14 protein-coding genes and 1 tRNA gene are annotated in these 15,023 nt (G+C 60.7%); 8 read left to right on the top strand and 7 right to left on the bottom strand.

Annotated elements, in window-relative coordinates:
- Window positions 1–34 precede the first annotated feature (34 nt).
- From IEV40_RS13740 to IEV40_RS13725, 4 genes are all read right to left on the bottom strand, one after another.
- A complete protein-coding gene (locus IEV40_RS13740; RefSeq protein WP_188422648.1) occupies window positions 35–1,537 on the bottom strand; it encodes a tripartite tricarboxylate transporter permease in 1,503 nt (500 codons plus the stop codon).
- 38 nt (window positions 1,538–1,575) lie between these two features.
- A complete protein-coding gene (locus IEV40_RS13735) occupies window positions 1,576–2,040 on the bottom strand; it encodes a tripartite tricarboxylate transporter TctB family protein (protein ID WP_188422647.1) in 465 nt (154 codons plus the stop codon).
- 155 nt (window positions 2,041–2,195) lie between these two features.
- A complete protein-coding gene (locus IEV40_RS13730; protein ID WP_188422646.1) occupies window positions 2,196–3,170 on the bottom strand; it encodes a tripartite tricarboxylate transporter substrate binding protein BugD in 975 nt (324 codons plus the stop codon).
- Between the two features lie 281 nt (window positions 3,171–3,451).
- Entirely contained in the window at window positions 3,452–4,441 is a 990-nt protein-coding gene (locus IEV40_RS13725) for a DctP family TRAP transporter solute-binding subunit (RefSeq protein WP_188422645.1), read from the bottom strand.
- A 235-nt stretch (window positions 4,442–4,676) separates the two neighbouring features.
- Between IEV40_RS13725 and IEV40_RS13720 the strand changes: the two genes are divergently transcribed.
- The 5 genes from IEV40_RS13720 to IEV40_RS13700 all read left to right on the top strand — a co-directional run bounded on the left by IEV40_RS13720 (window position 4,677) and on the right by IEV40_RS13700 (window position 10,179).
- Window positions 4,677–6,689: a sensor histidine kinase gene (locus tag IEV40_RS13720; RefSeq protein WP_188422644.1), complete on the top strand. Its 2,013-nt coding sequence runs from the start codon at window positions 4,677–4,679 to the stop codon at window positions 6,687–6,689.
- Between the two features lie 105 nt (window positions 6,690–6,794).
- Window positions 6,795–7,382, top strand: a complete 588-nt coding sequence (locus IEV40_RS13715; protein ID WP_188422643.1) for a response regulator transcription factor — start codon at window positions 6,795–6,797, stop codon at window positions 7,380–7,382.
- 12 nt (window positions 7,383–7,394) lie between these two features.
- Window positions 7,395–8,282: an AEC family transporter gene (locus IEV40_RS13710; protein ID WP_188422642.1), complete on the top strand. Its 888-nt coding sequence runs from the start codon at window positions 7,395–7,397 to the stop codon at window positions 8,280–8,282.
- Window positions 8,283–8,422: 140 nt separating this feature from the next.
- Entirely contained in the window at window positions 8,423–8,911 is a 489-nt protein-coding gene (gene tsaE / locus IEV40_RS13705; protein ID WP_188422641.1) for a tRNA (adenosine(37)-N6)-threonylcarbamoyltransferase complex ATPase subunit type 1 TsaE, read from the top strand.
- Complete coding sequence (locus IEV40_RS13700) at window positions 8,875–10,179, top strand: N-acetylmuramoyl-L-alanine amidase (protein WP_188422640.1); 1,305 nt, start codon at window positions 8,875–8,877, stop codon at window positions 10,177–10,179. The genes tsaE and IEV40_RS13700 overlap by 37 nt, the downstream gene beginning before the upstream one ends.
- 48 nt (window positions 10,180–10,227) lie before the next feature.
- Here IEV40_RS13700 and IEV40_RS13695 read toward each other — a convergent pair whose 3' ends face one another.
- On the bottom strand, window positions 10,228–10,419 hold the full coding sequence (locus IEV40_RS13695) for a hypothetical protein (protein WP_188422639.1): 192 nt from the start codon (window positions 10,417–10,419) through the stop codon (window positions 10,228–10,230).
- Between the two features lie 164 nt (window positions 10,420–10,583).
- Window positions 10,584–11,231: a VTT domain-containing protein gene (locus tag IEV40_RS13690; protein WP_188422638.1), complete on the bottom strand. Its 648-nt coding sequence runs from the start codon at window positions 11,229–11,231 to the stop codon at window positions 10,584–10,586.
- Between the two features lie 122 nt (window positions 11,232–11,353).
- Here IEV40_RS13690 and mutL point away from each other — a divergent pair, with 122 nt between their 5' ends.
- The 3 genes from mutL (at window position 11,354) to IEV40_RS13675 (ending at window position 14,374) form a co-directional block, all read left to right on the top strand.
- Window positions 11,354–13,234 (top strand): DNA mismatch repair endonuclease MutL, encoded by a 1,881-nt coding sequence (gene mutL / locus IEV40_RS13685; protein ID WP_188422637.1) that lies wholly within the window; start codon window positions 11,354–11,356, stop codon window positions 13,232–13,234.
- An 11-nt stretch (window positions 13,235–13,245) separates the two neighbouring features.
- Complete coding sequence (gene miaA / locus IEV40_RS13680; protein ID WP_188422636.1) at window positions 13,246–14,202, top strand: tRNA (adenosine(37)-N6)-dimethylallyltransferase MiaA; 957 nt, start codon at window positions 13,246–13,248, stop codon at window positions 14,200–14,202.
- A gap of 95 nt (window positions 14,203–14,297) precedes the next feature.
- Window positions 14,298–14,374, top strand: a tRNA-Met gene (locus IEV40_RS13675).
- 96 nt (window positions 14,375–14,470) lie between these two features.
- On the opposite strand, the gene IEV40_RS13670 is transcribed toward IEV40_RS13675, so the two are convergent.
- Entirely contained in the window at window positions 14,471–14,968 is a 498-nt protein-coding gene (locus IEV40_RS13670) for a Dps family protein (protein WP_188422635.1), read from the bottom strand.
- Window positions 14,969–15,023: the final 55 nt, after the last annotated feature.

Here is a 15,023-nt window from a genome sequence, read left to right as displayed (position 1 = left end):
ACATCCGTCTCAACAGCGGATGACGCACCGGCCTTTATTCTTCTTTGAATGCTTCCTCTCGTTTTTTGCGCAGCGCCGGCAGCAGAACCACGGCAAGTGCGAGAACGGCCATACCCAGCATGACCGCACTGATCGGGCGTTGAACGAATACCAGCGGATCGCTGTGCGACAGCAGAAGTGCTCGACGCAGGTACTCTTCCATCATGGGCCCGATGATGAAACCCAGCAGCATCGGTGCGGGTTCGGCATCAAGTTTTGCGCAAATATAACCGAACAAACCGAATAAAGCCATTAAATAAACGTCAAAATCACTGTTGTTCAGACTGAAAACACCGATCGCGCAGAACATCAGGATGGCCGGAAACAGGTAGTGATACGGCACCATGATCATGCGCACCCACAGTCCGATCATCGGCAGATTCAGCACGACGAGGAAGAAATTACCGATCCACATCGATGCGATCAATCCCCAGAACAGCGTCGGTTGTTCCGTCATCACGGCCGGTCCCGGCTGAATGCCCTGAATGATCATCGCGCCGATCATCAGCGCCATCACCGGGTTCGACGGAATACCAAGCGTCAGCATCGGGATGAACGAAGTTTGTGCGCCGGCGTTGTTTGCCGCTTCCGGCGCAGCCACGCCTTCGATTGCGCCCTTGCCAAACTCCTTTGAATTTTTCGAGACTTTCTTCTCGATCGAATAGGCGGAGAACGACGCCAGCATCGCGCCGCCGCCCGGCAGGATGCCGAGTGCGGCACCCAGCCAGGTGCCGCGGAAGATCGGTGCGGCGACGCGTTTGAAATCTTCCTTGTTGAGCATCAGGCCCGACACTTTCTTCATCACCAGCGAGCGCGTTTCTTCATGCTCCAGGTTGCGGATGATTTCACCGATACCGAACATGCCCATCGCAACGATGACGAAGTTGATGCCGTCGGCCAGTTCAGGGATGTCGAAGGTATAACGTTGCGCGCCGGAGTTGACGTCGGAGCCGATCAGGCCAAGCAGCAGGCCCAGCAGCACCATGCCAATGGCATTCAGCAGCGAACCGCTGGCCAGCACGACGGAGGCGACCAGACCCAGCACCATCAGCGAGAAATATTCTGCGGGACCGAACTTCAATGCCATATCGGCTAGCGGCGGCGCAAACAGTGCAAGCAGGATCGTCGCGACCGTGCCTGCGCAAAACGAGGCAATGGCGGCAGTCGCCAGCGCCTTGCCCGCGTGCCCCTGGCGCGCCATCTGGTAACCGTCGATCGCCGTCACCACGGACGACGATTCGCCAGGCAGATTGACTAGGATCGCCGTCGTCGATCCGCCGTATTGCGCGCCGTAATAAATACCGGCCAGCATGATCAGCGCCGAAATCGGCGGCAGCGTAAACGTAGCCGGCAGCAGCATCGCAATCGTCGCGGTCGGACCGAGTCCGGGGAGAACGCCGACTGCCGTGCCGAGAAAGACGCCGATCAGACAATACATCATGTTCGTCGCGGTGAATGCCGTGTCGAAACCCAATGCCAGATTAGAGAATAATTCCATGTTCTTGCCTCTTCCTTAAGATCTGTCTGGTCGTTGGATCACTCGCCGAACCACGGGCCGAAGATTGGGATCGGCAGGCCGAGCAATTTGACGAAAACCAGGATCGCGAAGATGGACAGTCCGACAGCCAGTGCGATCCCGCCCTTCCATTGGAATTTGGTGCTCGCCAGCGCACTGACCAGCACGATTGCGATCACCGATACCACCATGCCTGCGCCGCGAATCAGAAAGGCAAACAGGATCACGCCGGTCAGAATCAGAATCGTTTCCTTGATGGCGAATTTACCGATCTCATCCTCCGCTTCGCGGAAGAACGACCGCACGATTGCGGCCAGGCCAATCAGGGCCAGCAGGCCGCCGAGTACCGTCGGGAAATAGGCCGGTCCCATTCTGCCTGCCGTTCCCATCGGATAATCGCGACCGATGATGACAGCTGCCAGGCCGACAATCATGAATATGACGCCGGTCCAGAAATCCTTTGGATGTCGAATGAATGATGGCAAATCGCTTCTCCCTCTTGGTGCCCGTTATATCCGACCTGCCTTGCCGACGGAAGCTGTCCGACCAGATCGAATCGATGATGCAGATAATCGCAGATTACTAAAATGCCGAGCCTGCATATCTGCAGCTCGGCATTGTTGACGAACTCGGCGAATCCTCAGTCGGCGTAGACGCCTGCCTTCTTGATGATCGGCGCCCATTTCGCGATTTCGGATTTCAGATGCGCGCGCAGCGCTTCAGGCGTTGCCTGATCCTGCGCCACCGGCTCCGTACCCAGATCGGCAAAACGCTGCTTGACCGTCGCATCCTTCAACGCAGTTTGCAGTGCCGTTGCGAGCGAATCGATTGCCTGTTTCGGCGTGCCTTTCGGTGCATACAGGCCATGCCAGACGGCGATCTCGAAACCCGGCAGGCCGGCTTCGCTCATCGTCGGCAGTTCCGGCAGCGACGGTACGCGTTTCTTCGTCGTCACGGCATAGGCCTTGACCTTGCCGCTCTTGATCTGGCTGGTGGTGTTCGTGGTCTGGTCGCACATGAAATCAACCTGGCCGCCGAGCAGATCGTTCATCGCCGGACCCGTTCCCTTGTACGGCACGGTCGTCAGTTCGGTATCGATGGCCGTCATGAACAGCATGCCGCACAGGTGCGAAGCGGAACCGACGCCGGCATTCGCATAGGTGACCTTGTCCTTGTTGGCCTTGACGTATGCCAGCAGTTCCTTGAAGTCCTTGGCCGGGAAGTTGCTGCGCGCGATGAAGGTCATCGGCACATCGGTGACCAGGCCGATCGGTTCGAAATCGGTGATCGCGTTATAGCTCAGCTTGCGATACAGCGTCGGTGCGGTCGACATGCCGATGTGGTGCAGGAAGATCGTGTAGCCGTCCGGTGCCGCCTTGGCCACGCGTGCCGCGCCGATGGTGCCGCCGGCGCCGCCGACGTTCTCGACGATGACGGTTTGCTTCAGCGAGGTACTCATCGATTGCGCAACCAGACGCGCCACGGTATCGGTGGGGCCGCCAGCGGAGAACGGCACGATCATCGTAATGGTCTTGCTTGGATAGTTTTCCGCATGGGCGAATGCGCTGGCGCACAGTGCCAGGCAGGCCACGGTCTTGAGGAAAGTTTTTTTCATGGGGGTGTCTCCGCTCTAATGGTTATTGTTGGATGAATCGAATCGCTCTCTCAACTCTAGCCCTTCCGTTTGCGCATCGACGATGCGACACGGATATCGTTCTGGTTTCGCAGGGTACCGCATTGTAGGCAGCAAACCTTTCACCAAACTTGCGGGACTAGCCTAAACCATTTACCCCGCGCACCGCAACAATCACCTTGCGGTGGCGAGATGTTTCCTGTTTTGCAAAAGAATTCGACGAAAATGCCGCGAGATTGCGGGATCAGCGGTCGTCGGGTCCGCTACTTGGCTGCTTCCGACACGACGCTCATCACGGTCGAACGGCCGATACGGCTCGCCAAATCGGCACGCACCGGCTGCAGCGCCTTGTGCCAGGCAGCGGCTTCCTTGTCGTTCAGTGTGCGGATGCGGACTTTCTTGTTTTTCTTCAGCCAGGCGATGGCAGCAGCATTTTCCTGTGCGGCAAGCTGATTCGCGTAGACAGTCGCTTCGCGCATCGCATTGCTGATAATGCCGCGCAGATCGGCCGGCAGTCCGTCCCAGAACTTCTTGTTGACGACGACCGCGCTCCCCTGATAGCCGTGATTGGACAGCGTCAGATTGCTCTGCACGTCATAGAGCTTGCGCTCGACGAAGGAAGAAGGCGTGCTCTCGGTGCCGTCGATCAGGCCAGCCTGCAATGCCAGGTAGACTTCGCCGGCATCCAGCAGGCGCGGCACCGCGCCCAGCGCTTCCATCTGCGCATCCAGCGTCGGCGACGAATGAATGCGCATGCGCAATCCCTTGAAGTCTTCCGGCGTCTTCAGCGGTTTGTTGGCGGACATGACCTTGAAGCCGCTGTTCCAGTAGCTGAGCCCGACCATGCCTTTGCCTTCGAGCTTGTTCAGCAGATTGCGGCCGACCGGTCCTTCAGTCACGCGCGCAACCGACGCATCGTCGGTAAACAGATATGGCAGATCGAATACTTCGAATTCGCGAACACCGGACTGCGTCAGCTTGACGATGGGCGGCGCAATCATCTGCACTGCACCCAGTTGCAGCGCTTCCAGTTCGTCGGATTCCTTGTACAGATGGCCGTTCGGATAGACATCCACACGCAGCCGGTGGCGACTGGCTTGCTCGGCCAGTTCCTTGAAGCGTTGCGCGGCACGGCCCTTGGCGGATTCGATCCTGTCGGTATGGCTGAAGCCAATGACAATCGTCGTTTGCGCAAAGCTCGTTGCCGCGGCAAGCGACAAGGCCAGCCCGAGCAGCAGCGCAGGCAATTTCATTACTGTTTTCATTGCACCAACGGGAGAATCTCTCATTGTGATTTTTATTGATACTATGCGCAGTCGCCCGATTGCCGGCAAGTGTGGATAACCACACGCCGACATCCACGAACCGTCGGTATTTTCAGTGTATTTTCGGCGTATTGCAGTCTTCGCGCGATATTATTTCGCGCAGCATCCGCGCCCGATCCGCATGCCGTCGTCTCCTCGTCAGCTCCGGGTGCATTGACCGTTTATGATAGCAAATCAACCTCGCCCTGCCGGTATCATTTCCCCCAGCCGCAAACTGGCCTGGCGATGGCTGCTGCCGCTGTTCATTTCGCTGCTGTTCGTCACCACGCTGATCTGGCTGCCGCTGCACGAAAAACAACAGGAAACGGCCGAACGCCAGGAACAGCTGATCGCCGATTCGCTGTGGGTGGAGCAGACGATCCGCTTCCAGCTGCAGCGCAACGAGGAAAGCCTGAAACTGATGGGTGCCGAAGTCGCCGCCGGCTACCTGCGCGGCGCACGCCTGCAGGAGCGGATGGAAAACCTGATCCGCAACAATCACGAAATCCACCGCATCATCCACCTCGATGCACAGGGTCGGCTGCTGGGTTCGACCGACGAGACACTGATCTCCTACCAGGAATTGTCACCGCCCTCCAAACTGGCCGACGAACGCGCGCGCGTCACGCGCACGCCGCTCTACAGCCAGCCGGCACCGGACATCACCGGCCCCGTAATGCTCGACTACCACGTACCGCTGTTCGTGCAGAACCGCTACATCGGCAGCCTGATCGTCAGCTATCTCGCCTCCAGCATCCTGGACGACATCGTGCCCTGGTGGTTCGCGCAGGACAACGAAATCGCACTGACCGACACCAACGGCAACGTGATCCACAAGCGCGCCTCCGGCGGTGCCGGACGCGGCTTCTACACGCACCGCCGCACGCTGAACCTGGCCGGCGTGTCGCTGCAGCTGACAACCAACAGCATCAAGAGCGCACCCAAGCTGCTGCCCAGCCTGCTGGTCGACATCGTCATTCTGCTGTCGCTCGGCCTGATCTGGAGCCTGATCGCGCTGTGGCGCGACATCAACCGCCGCCTCGCCGCCGAAACGGCATTGCGCGAACAAATTGCCTTCCGCAGCGCGATGGAAAACTCGCTGATCACCGGCCTGCGCGCGCGCGATCTCGACGGTCGCGTCACCTACGTCAATCCAGCCTTCTGCGCAATGGTCGGCATGCCGGCCGAAGCCATCGTCGGCCGCCTGCCGCCGATGTCGTACTGGGCACCGGAAGCCGTTGCCGAATATCACCAGCACTTCTCGCAGGTGACAGCCGGTACCGCTTCGCAACAAGGTTTCGAGACCATCTTCATGCATGCCGACGGCAACCGCATCCCGGTACTGATCTTCGAATCGCCGCTGGTCGACGACAGCGGCCGCCAGACCGGCTGGATGGGCTCCATCCTCGACATTTCGGACCGCAAGCGCATCGAGAACCTCAACCGCCAGCAGGAAGAAAAACTGCAGGCCAGCGCCCGCCTGGCAACGATGGGCGAGATCGCCTCCACGCTGGCGCACGAGCTGAACCAGCCGCTGGCGGCGATTTCCAGCTACACCACTGGCGCGCTGAACATGATCGAGCGCGACCGCGCCGTCGAACACACGCCCGACGTCGGCATGCTGGAACACGCGCTGCAGAACGCCAATGCACAGGCGCAGCGCGCCGGCCAGATCATCCGCAGCGTGCACACCTTCGTGAAGAAACGCGAGCCGATGCGTACCGCGATCACGATCACCGAGCTGGTCGGCAGCGTGATGCCGCTGGTCGAGTTGCAGGCACAGAAATATTTCGTCACCGTCCGCACCAACATCCCGGCCGACCTGCCGCCGGTGCTGGCCGATCGCGTGCTGCTGGAACAGGTGCTGTTGAACCTGACGCGCAACGCGATCGAATCGATGCAGACCACGCCGCCGGACAAGCGCATCCTGCGCATCGTCGCCACCGCCGATCAGGGCGTGCCGCCGTATGTCGGTGTCGCCATCAGCGATCATGGCCACGGCATTCCGCCGGAAGTGGCGGAACGACTGTACTCGCCGTTCTTCTCGACCAAGGCCGACGGCATGGGCATGGGTCTATCCATCTGCCGTACCGCGATCGAATTCCACGGCGGCACGCTGACGCACGCAGACAACCCGGGCGGCGGCACGATCTTCCGTTTTTCGTTGCCGACAGCCCCCGGCGACGTTGCAAAATAAGGCATTCAACCGGACAATTGCGCCACAGACGGCAATCGCATGGCGACATGATGCTTTGCCAATATCGCCCGCCCAATGCCGCGGCCGAGGACGACAGGACATTTCATGCTGCACATCATTGATGACGAAGAAGTAATCCGCGATTCGCTGCTGTGGCTCGCCAAGTCGCGCGGCATCGCCGCCACCGCCTATGACAGCGGCAAGACCTTTCTCACCGCACTGGACAACCAGCGCCCCGGCGCGCAGGGCCAGTGCGTGCTGCTCGACGTACGCATGCCGGACCTGAGCGGCATCGCGCTGTTCGACCTGCTGGCCGCGCGCGGCCAGACGCAGGTGCTGCCCATCATCTTCCTGACCGGCCACGGCGACGTGCCGATGGCGGTCGACGCCTTGAAACGCGGCGCCTTCGATTTTTTCGAGAAGCCGTTCAACGACAACAAACTGATGGATCGCGTGCAGGAAGCGCTGCTGGCTTCCGAGCAGGCCTCGGCCAGCGCCGCGATTCACACGCGGCTGGCAGCGCTGTCCACGCGCGAACGCGAAGTGCTGGACCTGATCCTGGAAGGCAAGATGAACAAGGTCATCGCCGACAAGCTGGGCATCAGCATGCGCACGGTGGAAGTGCATCGCGCGCACATCTTCGACAAGATGAACGTCAAGACGGCGGTCGAACTGGCGCGGCTGCTGAAATAGCCGGCCTCCTGCATGCACATCGTCAACCTCCTGCTGCCCGACTTCCTGCTGATTCTGCTCGGCGCGATCCTGCTGCGCATCACCAACTGGGGCGCGGAATTCTGGACCGGCGCGGAAAAACTGATTTACTACGTGCTGTTCCCTGCACTGCTGTTCTATTCGACAGCACGCGCGCCCATCGATTTCGCCGCCGCCGGACAGGTTCTGCAGATCGCCATCCTGTCGTGCATCAGCGGCATCCTGCTCGGCTGGCTCGGCAAGCCGCTGTTTGCTGCCGGACCGATGGTGTTCGAATCGGGCGTACAGACGGCCTTCCGTTTCAACTCATACATTGCGCTGGCGATTGCTGGCCGCCTTGGCGCGGAAGCATCGTCGCTGATGGGCGTCATCATCGGGTTCGTCGTGCCGCTGACCAATCTCGGCGCGGTGCATGCGCTGGTCAAGGACAAGCGCGGCCTGCCGCTGGAACTGATCAAGAATCCGCTGCTGCTGGCCACGCTGTCCGGCATCGCGTTCAATTTGCTCGGCTGGAAGCTGCCGGAACTGGCGGGTGCTTTTCTGTCACGGTTGGGCAATGCATCGCTGGCGCTGGGCCTGATCATGGTCGGCGCCGGGTTGCGGCTGGCCGGGCTGCATGCCGCCAAGGGACTGGCTGCGTGGTTCCTCGCGGTGAAACTGTTCGCGATGCCCGCCATTGCCTGGGGATTGGGAGCATGGATGGGACTGTCGCCGGCACACCTGCAGCTGGTCGTGCTGTTCGCCGCGCTGCCTACCGCATCGAGCTGCTACGTGCTGGCCGTGCGCATGGGCGGCAACGGCGCTTTCGTCGCCTTCCTGATTTCGATCGGCACGCTGATGTCGATGGCGACGCTGCCACTGTGGCTGGCGCTGCTGCATTGAACGCCCGCGCATTGATCTCTCACGCATCAACTCCCGATACATTACCGATTTATTTCCAGACGGAACTTCTGCACAATGCGCGCATCACATACGCGCAACATGCGTGCAATCCTGACGCTCGTTACTGACGAATGACATTCATGCCTTCTCACCTGACCGCTCATCTGCATGAGGAAGCCGGCACGCTGGCGCTGGGCGCTGCGCTCGCACGCGCGATCACGCCCGGCCTGACGATCCACCTGCACGGCGATCTCGGCGCCGGCAAGACGGCACTGACGCGCGCGATGCTGCATGCGCTCGGCCATGACGGCCATGTGAAAAGCCCGACCTACACGCTGGCCGAGCCGTATGCCATCGACGTCGACGGCCGCACGCTGCATGTCATTCATTTCGATCTGTACCGGATGGCAGGCGCCGAGGAATTTCTCGATGCAGGCTTTCGCGACCACTTCAACGACCGCAACATCTGCATCGTCGAATGGCCCGAAAAAGCCGACGGCGTGTTGCCGCCGCCCGACATCCGCATCGCACTCACCGTCGCCGGCGAAGGGCGTGATGTAGAATTGCAAGCGTTGTCCGATCAAGGTGCTGCATGTCTGAATCGACTGAACTTCGCTCCAAACCTGTGAACGGCAAACGACGCCGCACACTTCTGAAAGCCGGCGGTACGCTGCTGATTTCCCTGCTGACTCCCATCACGGCACGCGCTGCGCAGATACTCGCGGTGCGTGTCTGGCCCGCCGACGACTACACGCGCGTCACGCTGGAAAACGATTCGGTCCTCAAGACCCGCCACTTCATCATCAAGAATCCGGAACGTCTGGTGGTCGACATCGAAGGCGTCGATCTGAACCCGACGCTGAAAAGCCTGGTCGCCAAGGTCCAGTCCAACGATCCCTATATCAAGCAGATCCGCGTCGGCCAGAACAAGCCCAACGTGGTGCGGCTGGTGTTCGACCTGAAGGAAGAAGTCGATCCGCAAGTCTTCACGCTGAAACCGATCGGCGAATACCAGCACCGGCTGGTGTTCGACCTGTATCCGGTCAACCCGCCCGACCCCATTGCCGCGCTGATCGAAAAAGGCCAGTGGTCGATAGGCGATGAACCGCCCACCGAGATGCCGCCGGCCGTGGCACAGGCCGATCCGCCTTATGCCCAACCGAAATCGGAACGGCCGCCGCAAGTCACGCGCATGCTGACGATCGCGCTCGATCCCGGCCATGGCGGCGAAGATCCCGGCGCCATCGGACGACGCGGCAGCTACGAAAAGAATGTGGTGCTGCAGATCGCCAAACGCTTGAAAGGCAAGCTCGAACAGCAGCCGAACATGCGCGTGATGCTGACGCGCGACGGCGATTATTTCGTGCCGCTCGGCAGACGCGTGCAGAAGGCGCGCAAGGTGCAGGCCGATCTGTTCGTTTCCATCCATGCGGACGCCTTCGTGAAACCGACGGCAAACGGTTCATCGGTTTTCGTACTTTCGGAAAAAGGCGCCAGTTCGACGACGGCGCGCTGGCTGGCAAATAAGGAAAACGCAGCCGACCTGATCGGCGGCGCCAACATCAAGCATCATGACAAGCAGCTCGCCAGCGTGCTGCTGGATCTGTCGACGACCGCGCAAATCAACGACAGCATGAAGCTCGGCAAGGCGGTGCTGACGGAAATCGGCGGCATTAACCGCCTGCACAAAGGTTCAGTGGAACAGGCCGGCTTCGCGGTGCTGAAGGCACCGGATATTCCGAGCATCCTGATCGAGACGGCCTTCATCTCCAATCCTTCCGAAGAGGCGCGTCTGAATGACGATGCCTATCAGGATCGCATGGCGGATGCGATCACCAACGGCATCAAGAAGTATTTCGCGGCCAATCCGCCGCTGGCGAAAAGCCGCATGCTGTAACGCCGGTCGACAATGCGGCCGATCCAGATCGGCCGCATTGACACCTGCCTATTTCGTTCCCGTCGACGCGTTACCGATTCCGGGCATGGGCTCACGATCGCCCCAGTCGCCCTTGTCGGCGCCTTCGCTTGCGCGCGATCGCGGCTGCGGTTTCGGCCTGTGCGTCACTTCGGAGTGACCCATCGTCTGGCGTTGCAGAGTCTGGCCTGCGCTGGATGGCGGTTTCCTGTCTTGTTCCATGTCCGGTCTCCTGAATCCTGATAACCGATACTAGGCAATTCCGAAAGATCAGGAAGTCGGAAAAAGCGACGCTCGCATGTGGGAAACGAATTCAGCGCTACGGCAAATTGTTTCACCGCAATAACCGGTGCCATCAACCTCAACCGTGCGTGATTAGCTTTACTTTAGCCGCGCTTCGCCAGCCTCTGCCCCACCTTCCATAGCGCGCCCAGCATCACCGGCACCGCCGCCGCGGCCACGCCGATCAGCACGATCGCATTCAGATGATCGCGAATGAACGGAATGTTGCCGAACAGATAGCCGCCCGCCACCAGCAGGCCAACCCACAGCACCGCGCCGGTGCAATTGAACAACTGGAATTTGGCGAACGTCATGCGCGAAATACCGGCAACGAAAGGCGCGAAAGTACGCACCACCGGCACGAAGCGCGCCAACACCAGCGTCTTGCCGCCGTGCTTTTCATAGAAACCGTGCGTACGCTGCAATGCGTGGCGATCCAGCCAGCGGTATTCGTGCGTATAGACTTTTTCGCCGATCAGGTGGCCGATCCAGTAATTGACCGAATTACCCGCCACCGCCGCCACGATCAGCAGCGCGAGCAACAGGCCGGCATGCATGCTGCCGGATGCGCAGAAGGCACCGGCGATGAACAGCAAGGTGTCGCCGGGCAGGAAGGGAAACACCACCAGGCCGGTTTCGCAAAAGACGATCGCGAACAACACCAGATAAATCATCGAACCGTACTGCGCGATGAACATCCCCAGATACTTGTCGACATGCAAAATCATGTCGATGAACTGCATGAAATCCATAACTCTCCTTGTTGGCCGCAGCATCATACACCAGCACCGGCGCGGCTTCCGGCGCTGCATCGCCTGCGCATGGCATCGCCCTCCAACGGCAAAGACGGCAAACGCGACGGTATAATCCGACCATGCAATCCGCACATGATTCCCTGCCCGCAACCGAATCGGCATCGCCACGCCCGATCCGGCAACTGTCCGATCAACTGATTTCGCAGATCGCCGCCGGCGAGGTCGTCGAACGCCCTTCCGCCGTCGTCAAGGAACTGCTGGAAAACGCGCTGGATGCCGGCGCCACGCAAATCACCGTCAAGCTCGAACAGGGTGGCGTCAAGCGCATCTGCATTACCGACAACGGCCGCGGCATTCCTCCGGACCAGATGCCGCTGGCACTGGCGCGACATGCCACCTCCAAGATCGCCTCGCTGGCCGAGCTGGAAAACGTCGGCACACTGGGCTTTCGCGGCGAGGCGCTGGCCTCGATCGCTTCGGTCGCGCAGCTGACGCTGACCTCGCGCACCGCCGATGCCGCGCATGCGTGGGAAATCAGCGGCTCGCACGCCAGCACCGTCGCGCCCTCGTCCGGCGCACCCGGCACCACCATCGACGTGCTGGACCTCTACTTCAACACGCCGGCACGCCGCAAGTTCCTGAAGACGGAACAGACCGAGTTCGGCCATTGCGCAGAAGTCGTGCGCCGCGTCGCACTGTCGCGCCCGGACGTTTCGTTTTCGCTGTCGCACAACGGCAAGACCGTCGATCACTGGACCGTCAACGACATCGCCAAGCGCAGCGCGCAAATCCTCGGCAACGAATTCTCCGGCGCGCGCCTGCCGATCGAAGCGGCAGCCGGCCCGTTGAAACTGAACGGCTTCATCGGCCTGCCGACCGCGTCGAAAGCGCGCGCCGACGGACAATACTTCTACGTCAACGGCCGCTTCGTGCGCGACAAGCTGTTGATGCACGCCGTACGCGCCGCCTATGAAGACGTGCTGCACGGCGATCGCTATCCGTCCTACGTGATTTCGCTGGAACTCGATCCGGCGCTGGTCGACGTCAACGTGCATCCGTCGAAGATCGAGGTGCGCTTCCGCGACAGCCGCGCCGTGCACCAGTTCGTGTTCCACGCCGTCACGCGCACGCTGGCGCAAACCTCGGCCACCGCGCACGGCGCCGCGCCCTCGCCGACGCCGGCATCGAGCAGCGCGTTGCCATGGCTGCGCGAACAGCAGCAGACGTCATTTGGCACACTTGGCGCACAGTTCGGCGCACAGCCAGGTACGCCATTCGGCAACAGCTTCGGTATCGCGCAAACGACGGAAAACTACGGCGCATTATTTGCCGACGGTGCTGCGAACGCTTCCATCGCATCCGGCCTGGCTGCTCCGCTGCCGACAGCCTCTGCACCGGCAATGCCGCAGGATGAGGAATTCCCGCTCGGCTTCGCGCTGGCCCAATTGCACGGCGTCTTCGTGCTGGCGCAAAACAGGAAGGGGCTGGCATTGGTCGACATGCACGCTGCCCACGAACGCATCCTGTACGAACAACTGAAGAACGCACTGGATACCGATGCGGTCCAGGTGCAGCCGCTGCTGATTCCCGTCACCTTCCACGCAGACGGCGTCGAGGTCGGCACCGCCGACGAAAACCGCGACGTGCTGCAATCGCTCGGTTTCGACATCGCCGTGATGTCGCCGACCACGCTGGCGGTACGCGCCATTCCTGCGCTGCTGAAGAATGCCGACGCGCAATCGCTGGCGCGCGACGTATTGCGCGACGTGCGCGAATTCGGCGGCTCGCGCGTGCTGGTCGAGCGCCGCAACGAATTGCTGGGCACACTTGCCTGCCACACCGCCGTGCGCGCCAATCGCACGCTGACCGTGCCGGAAATGAACGCGCTGCTGCGCCAGATGGAAGCCACCGAACGCGCCGACCAGTGCAATCACGGCCGGCCGACCTGGGTGCAGCTCGCACTGTCCGATCTGGACAAGCTGTTCCTGCGCGGACAGTAAGCATCGCTCGCATGACCGCTCCTGCCGCATCGCTGGCCGTCGCCATCATGGGCCCCACCGCGTCCGGCAAGACCGCCGCCGCGCTGGAGATCGCCGCGCGCATCCCGTCCGAAATCATCTCCGTCGATTCCGCCCTGGTCTATCGTGGCATGGATATCGGCACCGCCAAACCCAGCCGCGCAGAACTCGCCAGCGTGCCGCATCATCTGATCGACATCCTCGATCCGACCGAATCTTATTCGGTCATGCAATTTCGCAACGATGCAATCCGTCTGGTCGGCGAGATAAGCGCACGTGGCAAACTGCCGCTGCTGGTCGGCGGCACGATGCTGTACTTCAAGGGATTGAAGGACGGCCTCGACGACCTGCCGCAAGCCGACGCCGCCATCCGCGCGCAACTCGATGCAGAGGAAGCGGAGCTGGGCACACCGGCGCTGCATGCGCGACTGGCGGGAATCGATCCGGTCACCGCCGCACGCCTGAAACCGAACGATTCGCAACGCATCCAGCGCGCACTGGAAATCTGGCTGCTGACCGGCCAACCGATGTCGTCGCTGCTGGAAAAAGCACCGAAAAGCACCTTACCGTTCACGCTGCTGCCGATCGCACTCGAACCGGGCGATCGCAGCGTACTGCATGCCCGCATCGCCACTCGCTTCGACGCGATGCTGAAAGACGGTGGATTGATTGAAGAAGTAAAGACACTGCGCGCCCGCGGCAACCTGCATCCCGGCCTGCCGTCCATGCGCTGCGTCGGCTACCGTCAGACCTGGGAATATCTGGACGGCCTTTACGGACTGGCGGAACTGCGTGAAAAAGGTATTGCCGCCACCCGCCAGCTTGCCAAGCGCCAGATCACCTGGCTGCGTTCGATGCCGGAACGGCACGTCGTCGATTGCCTGGCACCCGATGCGCCGGCCCAGGTACTGCGGGAAATCGCACGTTTTACCGGGAATCCCGAGCATTGATCGAAGGCGGCCGGATTTTGCCAGACCGGCAATGTTTCACGCCAATGTCGATCTTGACAGCCATCGGCAGAAACGCCATAATTTCGGGCTCTACTGGTGATATAGCTCAGTTGGTTAGAGCACAGCACTCATAATGCTGGGGTCGGTGGTTCAAGTCCACCTATCACCACCAGAATGAAAAACCCCGCATCAACGAAAGTTGTGCGGGGTTTTGTTTTTGCGGATTGTTTCTGCAGACCGGGCACAAGGGCCAGATCCTTCTTTCCAATTACTCTTCCAGAATGCTGCGCAGCATCCACGCTGCCTTTTCGTGCACATCCAGGCGTTGTGTCAGCAGATCGGCCGTCGGTTGATCATTTGCCTTTTCGACCAGATCGAACAATGCGCGGCCGGTGCGTGCCGTCGATTCCTGCGCGTTGACCAGATGGCGCACCATGTCCATCGCTTTCGGCACGCCGGCGACTTCCTTGATCGAGGCGCGTTTGCCGAATTCGGCATAGGTGCCCGGCGACGGATAACCGAGGGCGCGGATGCGTTCTGCGATCTGGTCCAGCGCATTCCATTGTTCGGTGTACTGCTCGAGGAACAGCGCGTGCAGGCTGGTAAACATCGGGCCGGTGACGTTCCAGTGAAAGTTGTGCGTCATCAGGTACAGCGTGTAGCTGTCGGCCAGCAGGGCGGACAATCCTTCGGCGATCCTGGCGCGATCGCGTTCCGAAATGCCGATGTCAATCTTTGCGACTTTCTTGGTGTTCTTCGTTGCCATGTGATTTTTCCCTCTTGATGAAATAAGCCTGAACGGCGTCTTCGTATGATACTTC

This window comes from Oxalicibacterium solurbis (assembly GCF_014635845.1).
GTDB classification, from domain to species: domain Bacteria; phylum Pseudomonadota; class Gammaproteobacteria; order Burkholderiales; family Burkholderiaceae_D; genus Oxalicibacterium; species Oxalicibacterium solurbis.
The sequence above is the reverse complement of the archived record's forward strand: the minus strand, read 5'-3'. Positions and strand labels throughout refer to the sequence as shown.

What these genes read in the sequence shown, in the direction of transcription:
- IEV40_RS13690 (WP_188422638.1), bottom strand. Translation starts at nt 11,231, where the DNA reads ATGGATTTCATGCAGTTCATCGACATGATTTTGCATGTCGACAAGTAT.
- IEV40_RS13730 (WP_188422646.1), bottom strand. Translation starts at nt 3,170, where the DNA reads ATGAAAAAAACTTTCCTCAAGACCGTGGCCTGCCTGGCACTGTGCGCC.
- IEV40_RS13710 (WP_188422642.1), top strand. Translation starts at nt 7,395, where the DNA reads ATGCACATCGTCAACCTCCTGCTGCCCGACTTCCTGCTGATTCTGCTC.
- IEV40_RS13720 (WP_188422644.1), top strand. Translation starts at nt 4,677, where the DNA reads ATGATAGCAAATCAACCTCGCCCTGCCGGTATCATTTCCCCCAGCCGC.
- tsaE (WP_188422641.1), top strand. Translation starts at nt 8,423, where the DNA reads ATGCCTTCTCACCTGACCGCTCATCTGCATGAGGAAGCCGGCACGCTG.
- mutL (WP_188422637.1), top strand. Translation starts at nt 11,354, where the DNA reads ATGCAATCCGCACATGATTCCCTGCCCGCAACCGAATCGGCATCGCCA.
- IEV40_RS13695 (WP_188422639.1), bottom strand. Translation starts at nt 10,419, where the DNA reads ATGGAACAAGACAGGAAACCGCCATCCAGCGCAGGCCAGACTCTGCAA.
- IEV40_RS13725 (WP_188422645.1), bottom strand. Translation starts at nt 4,441, where the DNA reads ATGAAATTGCCTGCGCTGCTGCTCGGGCTGGCCTTGTCGCTTGCCGCG.
- IEV40_RS13700 (WP_188422640.1), top strand. Translation starts at nt 8,875, where the DNA reads ATGTCTGAATCGACTGAACTTCGCTCCAAACCTGTGAACGGCAAACGA.
- IEV40_RS13715 (WP_188422643.1), top strand. Translation starts at nt 6,795, where the DNA reads ATGCTGCACATCATTGATGACGAAGAAGTAATCCGCGATTCGCTGCTG.
- IEV40_RS13740 (WP_188422648.1), bottom strand. Translation starts at nt 1,537, where the DNA reads ATGGAATTATTCTCTAATCTGGCATTGGGTTTCGACACGGCATTCACC.
- IEV40_RS13670 (WP_188422635.1), bottom strand. Translation starts at nt 14,968, where the DNA reads ATGGCAACGAAGAACACCAAGAAAGTCGCAAAGATTGACATCGGCATT.
- miaA (WP_188422636.1), top strand. Translation starts at nt 13,246, where the DNA reads ATGACCGCTCCTGCCGCATCGCTGGCCGTCGCCATCATGGGCCCCACC.